Below are 9,005 nucleotides of genomic sequence, written 5' to 3'. Positions count from 1 at the left end.
GGAGGCCCCGGCGGCGGGATCGTCGCGTCCGGCCAATGACCTGGCCACCGCCGCCGAGCAGCTTCTCAGCGGAGGCGCGCGGTTGGATTCCGCCGCGCTGCGCGACGCACTTCTCGATCTCCACGAATTCTGGCTCACCACCAAGGCATCCGAGATCGGCATCACCCCCACCAGCGGGTTCGCCATCGTGGCCACCGGCGGTCTCGGTCGTGGCGAACTGTTGCCGTTCTCCGACCTGGACCTGACCCTGGTCCACGACAACATGCCTCTCGACGTGGTGTCGCAGGTGGCCGAATTGCTCTGGTATCCGTTGTGGGACGCGAACATTCACATCGACCACAGTGTGCGGACCGTGGCGGAGGCGCTCACCGTCGCCGGCGAGGACATCTCGGCGGGCCTGGCCATGCTCGACGCCAGACACATCGCGGGCGACTCCGATTTGTCGACGTTGTTGGTGGGCGGCGCGCGCAGGCAATGGCGTACCGGAATCGCCTCCCGCTTCGAGGAACTCGTCGAACACACGACGGCCCGCTGGGACCGCAGCGGCCAGATCGCCCACCGGGCGGAACCCGACCTCAAGAACGGGCGTGGTGGCCTGCGCGACGTGCAGCTGCTCAACGCGCTGGCCATCGCGCAGTTGGCCGATGCCTATCCCAGTCGCTCGCTCGCATCTCCCACCGGGTCACTCGGTGACGCCCATCTCGCCCTGTTGAACGTGCGTACCGAACTGCACCGCGTGTCCCGCCGCGGCAGGGAGATGTTGCTGGCCCAGTACGCCGACGAGATCGGCGCCGCACTGCACATTGGCGACCGCTTCGACCTGGCCCGCATGCTCAGCGACGCGGCGCGGACCATCAGCTACTACGTCGATGCCGGTCTGCGAACCGCGTCGAACGCCTTGCCGCGCCGCGGTTTCGCTGCACTGCGCCGTCCCATGCGCAGGCCGCTGGACGAGGGCGTGATCGAGTACGGCGGCGAGGTGATGCTTGCCCGCGATGCTCGCCCCGAGCGTGATCCCGGGCTGATTCTCCGCGTCGCGGCGGCGTCGGCCACCACCGGGTTGCCGATGTCGGCGTCCACGTTGAGTCGGCTTGCCGAGACGGCGCCGGAACTGCGCACGCCGTGGCCCCGCCAGGCTCTCAAGGACCTGCTGGTGATGCTCGCCGCGGGACCGGCGACGGTGGCGGTCGTCGAGGCGCTGGACCGAACGGGTTTGTGGGGCAGGCTCTTCCCGGAATGGGGAGCGGTACGGGATCTGCCGCCGCGCGACGTCGTTCACATCTGGACCGTCGATCGTCATCTCGTCGAAACCGTGTCCCGCGCAAGTGCATTCACTACCAGGGTGGCGCGCCCGGATCTATTGGTGCTCGGCGCGTTGGCGCACGACATCGGCAAGGGTCGCGGCGGTGACCACAGCGTCATCGGTGCCGATCTGGCGACCCAGATCGGCACCCGGCTCGGTCTCTGGCCGACGGACGTCGAGGTGCTGTCCAAGATCGTCCGCTATCACCTGCTGCTCCCCGACACGGCTACGCGCCGCGATCTGCAGGACCCGAAGGTCATCGCGGGCGTCGTGGATGCCCTCGGCGGCGACCCGAACCTGCTGGAACTCCTGCATGCCCTCGCGGAGGCGGACTCGTTGGCCACCGGTCCAGGCGTGTGGGGTGACTGGAAGGCCTCGCTGCTCGGCGATCTGGTGCGGCGCTGTCGTCTGGTGATGGCAGGCGAGCCGCTGCCGCAGCCCGATCCGATCGATCCGCGGCACGTCGCATTGGCCGAAGATGGCGGCGTTCACGTCGAGTTGGCAGGCACCGACAGTCCCTACGTCTTCAACGTCGCGATGATCGCCCCCGACCGCAGGGGTCTGCTGTCCAAGGCGGCGGGGGTGATGGCGCTGAATTCGCTTCGGGTGCACTCGGCGTCGGTGAACAGTCACCAGGGCGTGGCCATCAACACCTTCGTCGTGTCGCCGCACTTCGGCTCGCCTCCCGCCGCCGAGTTGCTTCGCGAGCAGTTCACCCTGGCGTTGGCCGGGGACCTGGACGTCATCGGCACGCTGGAGCGTCGCGACCAGGACGCAGCTGCGACCAACACCACCAAGGCGGGCGAGGCGCCGCACGCGGTGCCCATCAACGCCCCCGCGCCGCCAAGGATCCTGTGGTTCGAGGGTTCGTCGCGCGGCGAGTTCATCCTGCAGATCCGCAGCACGGACCGGGCTGGGCTGCTGGCGCGGCTGACGGCGGCGATCGAGCGGGACGGTCTCGACATCGCGTGGGCGAAGGTGACGACGCTGGGCTCCTCGGTGGTGGACGTCTTCGGGCTGGTCGTGCCGTCGCTGGTGACTGGCCAGGCCGCGGACGATGCCGCGGATTACGTCGCCGCCAGGGACCGCCTCGAACACGACCTCTACGAGGTGCTGCCCGCCCCGAGCCCCGCCAAGAAGGTGTCGGAGGCTAGTTAGTTGGTCGCCAGCTAGGCTAATCACGTGTTTGAATCCCTGTCCGACCGGTTGACCGGGGCCCTGTCGGGCCTGCGGGGCAAGGGCCGGCTCACCGACGCCGACATCGACGCCACCGCCCGAGAGATTCGGCTTGCGCTGCTCGAGGCCGACGTCTCGCTGCCCGTCGTCCGCGCGTTCATCGGCCGCGTCAAGGACCGCGCGAAGGGCGCCGAGGTGTCGGGCGCGCTCAATCCCGCGCAGCAGGTCGTCAAGATCGTCAACGACGAACTCGTCGGCATCCTCGGCGGGGAGACCCGCACGATCGCCTACGCCAAGACACCGCCGACGGTCGTCATGCTCGCAGGCCTGCAGGGTTCGGGTAAGACGACGCTGGCGGGCAAGCTCGCCAAGTGGTTCAAGGGCCAGGGCCACACGCCGCTTCTGGTGGCCTGCGACCTGCAGCGGCCCGGCGCGGTCAGCCAGCTGCAGATCGTCGGTGAGCGCGCGGGTGTTCAGGTGTTCGCGCCGAATCCCGGGGTCTCGCCTGGCGGCGTCGACATCGCGCAGATGAAGACGGGTGACCCGGTTGCGGTGGCGGCCGCGGGCCTGGCCGAGGCCAAGGCCAAGCACTTCGACGTCGTGATCGTCGACACCGCGGGCCGCCTCGGCATCGACGAAGAGTTGATGGCGCAGGCCGGCGCGATTCGGGACGCCGTCGACCCCGACGAGGTGCTGTTCGTCCTCGACTCGATGATCGGCCAGGACGCCGTCACCACCGCGGAGGCGTTCCGCGAGGGCGTCGGATTCACCGGCGTGGTGCTGACCAAGCTCGACGGCGACGCTCGCGGTGGCGCTGCGCTGTCGGTGCGCGAGATCACCGGCGTGCCGATCCTGTTCGCCTCCGACGGCGAGAAGCTCGACGACTTCGACGTCTTCCACCCCGACCGAATGGCCAGCCGCATTCTCGGCATGGGTGACGTGCTGACCCTCATCGAGCAGGCCGAGCAGGTCTTCGACGCGCAGAAGGCCGAGGAGGCCGCCGCCAAGATCGGCTCCGGTGAGCTCACCCTTGAGGACTTCCTCGAGCAGATGCTGGCGATCCGCAAGATGGGTCCGATCGGCAACCTGCTCGGCATGCTGCCCGGTGCAGGCCAGATGAAGGATGCCCTGGCAGCCGTCGACGACACCCAGCTCGACCGCGTGCAGGCCATCATCCGCGGTATGACGCCCGCCGAACGGGCGGACCCAAAGATCATCAACGCCTCGCGGCGGCTGCGCATCGCGAACGGGTCCGGGGTCAACGTCTCGGAGGTCAACCAGCTCGTCGACCGCTTCTTCGAAGCCCGCAAGATGATGTCGCAGATGGCCGGCCAGATGGGAATGCCGTTCGGCCGCAAGGGATCATCACGCAAGGCCGCCAAGGGCAAGAACAAGCAGGCCGGGAAGAAGAAGGGCGGCCAGAAGGGGAGGGGGCCGACCCCGCCGAAGGTGGCCAACCCGCTCGGCGTCGGCGGTGGAATGCCCGCCGGATTCCCCGATCTGTCGAACATGCCCAAGGGGCTCGACGAACTCCCGCCGGGTTTGGCGGACTTCGACCTGTCGAAGCTGAAGTTCCCCGGCCAGAAGTAGGCCCGTTGCTGGCGATGACGGCGACGAGCGGATGAGACTGCACCTGCGGGGCCGTGGGCTGCCCGACGGTGAACCCGTCGAATGGTGGGTGGTCGATGAGGGCCCGCCCGGCGGGGGACGGCCGCGGGGCCGACTCAGCGCCGAGCCCGTCGCCGATGCCGAAACGGTATTCGAGGATGGCTGGATCCTGCCCGGCCTTGTCGACGCGCACTGCCACGTCGGGCTCGGACCGCACGGGCCGACCGAGCTCGACGAGGCCGTCACGCAGGCCGAGATCGAGCGGAACATCGGGGCGCTGTTGCTCCGTGACGCCGGGTCACCCATCGACACCCGCAGTCTCGACGATCGCGACGACCTGCCCCGCATCATCAGGGCAGGCAAACACGTGGCCAGACCCAAGCGCTACATCCCCCGCCTTCCAATCGACGTCGAGGATGAATCGCGACTGCCCGCGGTGGTCGCCGAGCAGGCGCGCCGGGGTGACGGCTGGGTGAAGCTGGTCGGGGACTGGATCGACCGCGGCATCGGCGACCTGACCCCGCTGTGGTCCGATGACGTACTCGTCGACGCGATTGCCGCTGCCCACGCCGAGGGGGCCAGGGTCACGGCGCACGTGTTCGGCGAGGATGCCCTACCGGGCCTCGTCAGGGCGGGGATCGACTGCATCGAGCACGGCACCGGCATCACCGACGACGTCATCTCGCTGATGCTGGACCACGGCACTGCGCTGGTGCCGACGCTGATCAACATCGAGAACTTTCCCGGCATCGCCGACGCGGCGGCCAAGTATCCGACCTACGCCAAGCACATGCGCGACCTGTACGCCTCCTGCAAGGAGCGCGTCGGCGCCGCGCACGATGCGGGTGTGCCGATCTACGCGGGCACCGATGCGGGTGGGACGGTCGCCCACGGCCGGATCGCGGACGAGGTCGACGCGTTGACCACCGTCGGCATGAGTGCGACGGAAGCGCTGGGGGCGGCGTGCTGGGACGCAAGGGCCTGGCTCGGCAGACCCGCGCTGGCGCACGGCGCGTCGGCCGATCTGGTCTGTTACGCCACAGACCCGCGCGGCGGTGCCGACGTGCTCGCCCACCCCGACCTGGTGGTGCTGCGCGGACGCGTCTTCTAGCGCTCGCGAGAGGATCCGGGTCAGTAGACGTCGCGGACGTAGCGGTGGCTCTTGATCAGATCGTTGACGTAGGCGTGGGCGGCTGACGCGTCCAAGCCGCCGCAGCGGGACACGATGCCGTGCAACGCCGTGTCGACGTCCTTGGCCATCCGCTTCTCGTCGCCGCACACGTACACGTGCGCGCCGTCCTGCAGCCAACCGAACAGTTCGGCCGAGTTCTCCCACATCCGCTGCTGCACATACGTCTTCGGCTCGCCGTCGGCTCCGTCGCGGGAGAACGCCAGGTCCAGACGGGTGAGCGTGCCCGCCTGCAAGAAGCCTTCGAGCTCGTCACCGTAGAGGAAGCTGCTGGCGCGTCGCCGGTCGCCGAAGAACAGCCACGACTGGCCCTGCGCCTGGGTGGACCGGCGCTCCTGCAGGAAGGCGCGGAAGGGTGCGATGCCGGTGCCTGGGCCGATCATGATGATGGGTATGTCGTCGGCGGGCAGCCGGAAGTTGTGATTCGGACGTAGGTGGACCCGGAGCTCGTCGCCGCGCTCGGCCAGGAAGGTCGAGGCGACCCCGCCGTGGGTGCGCTCGCCTGCGGTGTAGCGGACGGTGGCGACGGTGAGGTGCACGCGGTCGGGGTGGACCAGCGGACTGGACGCGATCGAGTAGTCACGAAACTGCAAGGGCCGCAGGGTGTCGGTGACCTCGTCGACCGTGAGATCGGCGAGTCTGAGTAGGTCGAGCACGTCCTTGCCGTACGCCCAGGAGCCCGGCGTCGGGACGTGATCGCCGCGCAGGCCTGCAGCCGCGTCGGCGTCCTTGGTCCGCGCCGACACCAGCGCCTGCAGCGCGCGCGACGGGGTGCGGATCTCCAGGTGTTCGGCAAGAAGGACGCCGAGCGGTTCGTCGTGATGAGCGACGCGATGGTCGGGGCCGAGGCCCAGGTGAGTCAGTATCGCCTCGACGAGGGCGGGGTCGTTGGGCGCGTGTACCGCGATCGAATCTCCGGCGTGGTAGGCGATTCCGGATCCGGTGAGGTCGATCTCGTAGTGTCGGACCTCCTTGTCGGATTCCGGCGACGTCAGTGGGCGGTTGACGACGAGGCGTGCCTCGACGGCCTGGTTGCGCTCCCTGGCCGTCGGCTCGGCAGGCACCGACGGATCGGCCGCGGGCACTGCCGCCGCGATCGCGGTCGTCGTGTGCTGGGCGGCAAGGGCCTTGACGACGTCGGTGGTCCACGCCGCGGCCGGTTGTTCGTAGAAGCCGTCGACGTCGACGCGGTCGGCCAACCGGGTGGCGCCGAGCGCTTCCAAGCGTTCGTCTAGGAGTTTGCCTGCGTTGCAGAACAATTCGTAGGAGCTGTCGCCGAGCGCGAGGACGGCGAAGCCGAGGTGTTCGAGCCGTTCGGTCTCGGCGCTGATCGACTCCCAGAACAACGCGGCGTTGTCGGGGAACTCGCCGTCGCCGAACGTCGAGGTGACGGCGACGAAGTGCGTCGCCGACTGCAGCTCCGAGACGTCGACCTGGTTCAGTTCGACGGCGCTGGCGTCGATGCCCGCCGCCGCGGCAGCCTCGGCGAACGACATCGCGGCGTCCTCGGCATTCCCCATGTCGGTGCCGTAGGCGACGATCAGCGAGAAGTCGCGTTGACCGGTCACGGTGGCTCCCTCTCCACGGGCGCCCGGGACCGCCCCGCGCGCTAAGTTAGGGCGACCTTACTTGAGGCTGACCGGCCGTGGGGCCGTACCCATGGCCGTCGAGTCGCGCCAGCCGGATGCCTGCGCTTCCGGTGGCGTGGGTGTGGGCTGGAGAGCCCGGTCAGGGCTGGCTGAACCCCCAGTCGAGGAGCCCGATCGCCTGGCCGTAGAGGTCGCCGGTGCCGTACATCTGCACCACGACGAGGCGACGATTACCGCGCTGCGCCGCGCCGACGTAGGTCTTTCGCGCCAGATTCGTGAACCCGGTCTTGCCGCCGAGATCGCCAGGGTAGCGGCTCAGCAGCTCGTTCTGCGCGGTGATCGTCTTGCCGGGGAACTGGGCCGAAGGCTGCCGCAGGATGTACGCGATCAACGGATTGGCAAGGGCGGCACGGAAGATCACGGCGAGGTCGTGAGCAGTGGTCACCGACTCCCAGCCGGGACCGTCGAGCCCCGACGGTGAACTCGCACGGGTGCTGCGAGCACCGAGCTGCTGCGCCTTGGCATTCATCCTGGCGACCGCAATCCGCTGCCCGCCAAGCATGTCGGCCAGCATGTTGGCCGCGTCGTTTCCGGACACCATCAGGAGTGCGTCCAGTAGTTGGCGCGTGGTGTAGGGCTGGCCGGGAGTCAGCCCGACGCACGAGCATTCCACGCGTTCGTGGGACCGGTTGGCCCTCGCGAACGAGTTGGGATCGAGGTGGTCGACGACGACGAGCGCCAGCAGGATCTTCTGGGTGCTCGCGGGCGCCCGCAACGCATACGGATCCTTGGCCGCCAGGACCCGGCCGGTGTCCAGGTCGGCCACCAACCAGGACTGGGCGGGGCCATCGGGCGGTGCGACGACCGCACCTGCCGGAGGGATGTCCGGTTGGGCCAGAGCGACGGGTGCGGTGGTCGCGGTCAGCACCGTGCCGAGGGCGAGCGCCGCCGCCGCGAAGAGTCTTCGCACGATGAGCGAGCGTATGCAGGCGAGGACTCGTCAAGCGCGCGATCAGGTCTCCGTCGGGTATCGACCGCTACAGCGCGCCGACGCTCACCGCGCGGTCCTGCGCGAAGCCCCAGTCCAGCAGGCTGGTGGCCTGATCCCAGTAGGTGGGCCCACCCTCGACGACGAGCCCGTACATCATCGCGACCACCAGACGCCTGCCGTCCCGTTGCGCGGCGCCGACGAACGTCTTGCGTGCAACGTCGGTGAATCCCGTCTTGCCGCCGAGCATGCCCGGGTAGCGACCCAGCATCTCGTCCTGGTTGACGAGCGTGACCGGGCCCGCGTCACCGGGGAACGGCGCCGTCGGCGCTGCGGTGATCGCGGCGAACACCGGGTTCGTCAGCGCGGCGCGGAACACCACGGCCAGATCATGGGGCGTCGTGTAGCCGTCGATGCCGGGACCGTTCAGACCCGAGGGCGAGCCTGCCTGGGTGTCGACGGCACCGAGCGCGGCGGCCTTGGCGTTCATCTTCGCGACGGCCGCGCCGGGGCCGCCCAGCATGTGCGCCAGCGTGTTGGCGGCGTCGTTGCCCGACACCAGCAGCAGACCGTCCAGAAGTTCCTGAGCCGTGTACGTGCGCCCGGCCTTGACCCCTGCGCAGTTGCATTCCACCGTGGCGTCGGCGGCGCTGGCGACGACCGTCGCATCCAGCGGCAGTTCGTCGATGGCCACGAGCGCGAGGAGCACCTTGATGGTGCTGGCAGGTGCGTGCCTGGCGTACTGGTCCTGACCCGCGAGGATCTGCCCGGAATCCAGGTCAGCGACGATCCACGCCGGCGCGGGACCCGCCGGGATCTGAACGGTGCCGACCGGCTGCACCTCGACGTCCGCCGTCGCGGCGGGCGTGCTGATGACGAGCGGGCCGACCAGGAGCGCCGTCAACGACACGGCGAGAGCACCGAGGAGCCTGACCATGGCCGGTGAGCCTACTGGCCGCTCCCGGCCGGTGCACCGCGCCCACCCCTCGGTCAGCGTGACCAGCGCCACGAGTGTTTGGCGGCCGGGTAATCCGGCTACAAACCAACGCCGGGCCGACGCCGTCATGCGCGAACGCAACGTTCCGATGGCGGCCGCCCAACCAACCATTCGAGGGAGTCGATCACCATTTGTGGCATAGCCGGCGAAATAGC

The 9,005-nt window shown here is 69.1% G+C and carries 6 protein-coding genes; 3 read left to right on the top strand and 3 right to left on the bottom strand.

Annotation, left to right across the window (positions count from 1 at the left end; genetic code table 11):
• The 3 genes from ABW137_RS15010 to ABW137_RS15000 all read left to right on the top strand — a co-directional run.
• Nucleotides 1–2,461: [protein-PII] uridylyltransferase (locus tag ABW137_RS15010; protein WP_526401255.1), on the top strand; the 2,461-nt coding region annotated here is incomplete at its 5' end.
• 24 nt (nt 2,462–2,485) lie between these two features.
• Nucleotides 2,486–4,069, top strand: a complete 1,584-nt coding sequence (ffh, locus tag ABW137_RS15005) for a signal recognition particle protein (protein WP_526401253.1) — start codon at nt 2,486–2,488, stop codon at nt 4,067–4,069.
• Nucleotides 4,070–4,100: 31 nt separating this feature from the next.
• Entirely contained in the window at nt 4,101–5,198 is a 1,098-nt protein-coding gene (locus tag ABW137_RS15000) for an amidohydrolase family protein (protein ID WP_526401251.1), read from the top strand.
• Nucleotides 5,199–5,218: 20 nt separating this feature from the next.
• Here ABW137_RS15000 and ABW137_RS14995 read toward each other — a convergent pair whose 3' ends face one another.
• The 3 genes from ABW137_RS14995 to ABW137_RS14985 all read right to left on the bottom strand — a co-directional run bounded on the left by ABW137_RS14995 (nt 5,219) and on the right by ABW137_RS14985 (nt 8,790).
• Nucleotides 5,219–6,844 carry a diflavin oxidoreductase gene (locus ABW137_RS14995; RefSeq protein WP_526401249.1) on the bottom strand — a complete coding sequence of 542 codons (1,626 nt, stop codon included), beginning with the start codon at nt 6,842–6,844 and terminating at the stop codon, nt 5,219–5,221.
• Nucleotides 6,845–7,004: 160 nt separating this feature from the next.
• Nucleotides 7,005–7,835, bottom strand: coding sequence for a D-alanyl-D-alanine carboxypeptidase family protein (locus ABW137_RS14990; RefSeq protein WP_526401247.1), 831 nt, complete (start codon nt 7,833–7,835; stop codon nt 7,005–7,007).
• Nucleotides 7,836–7,902: 67 nt separating this feature from the next.
• Nucleotides 7,903–8,790 carry a D-alanyl-D-alanine carboxypeptidase family protein gene (locus ABW137_RS14985; protein ID WP_526401245.1) on the bottom strand — a complete coding sequence of 296 codons (888 nt, stop codon included), beginning with the start codon at nt 8,788–8,790 and terminating at the stop codon, nt 7,903–7,905.
• Between the last annotated feature and the right edge of the window lie 215 nt (nt 8,791–9,005).

Origin of the sequence: Mycobacterium sp., assembly GCF_040509115.1 — a bacterium.
Lineage (GTDB): Bacteria > Actinomycetota > Actinomycetes > Mycobacteriales > Mycobacteriaceae > Mycobacterium.
Note: the sequence above shows the minus strand (reverse complement) of the source record. Positions and strands in the feature narration are given on the sequence as shown.

Bases quoted from the DNA above. Each gene is read 5' to 3' on its own strand.
- ABW137_RS15000 (WP_526401251.1), top strand. From the start codon at position 4,101: ATGAGACTGCACCTGCGGGGCCGTGGGCTGCCCGACGGTGAACCCGTC.
- ABW137_RS14985 (WP_526401245.1), bottom strand. From the start codon at position 8,790: ATGGTCAGGCTCCTCGGTGCTCTCGCCGTGTCGTTGACGGCGCTCCTG.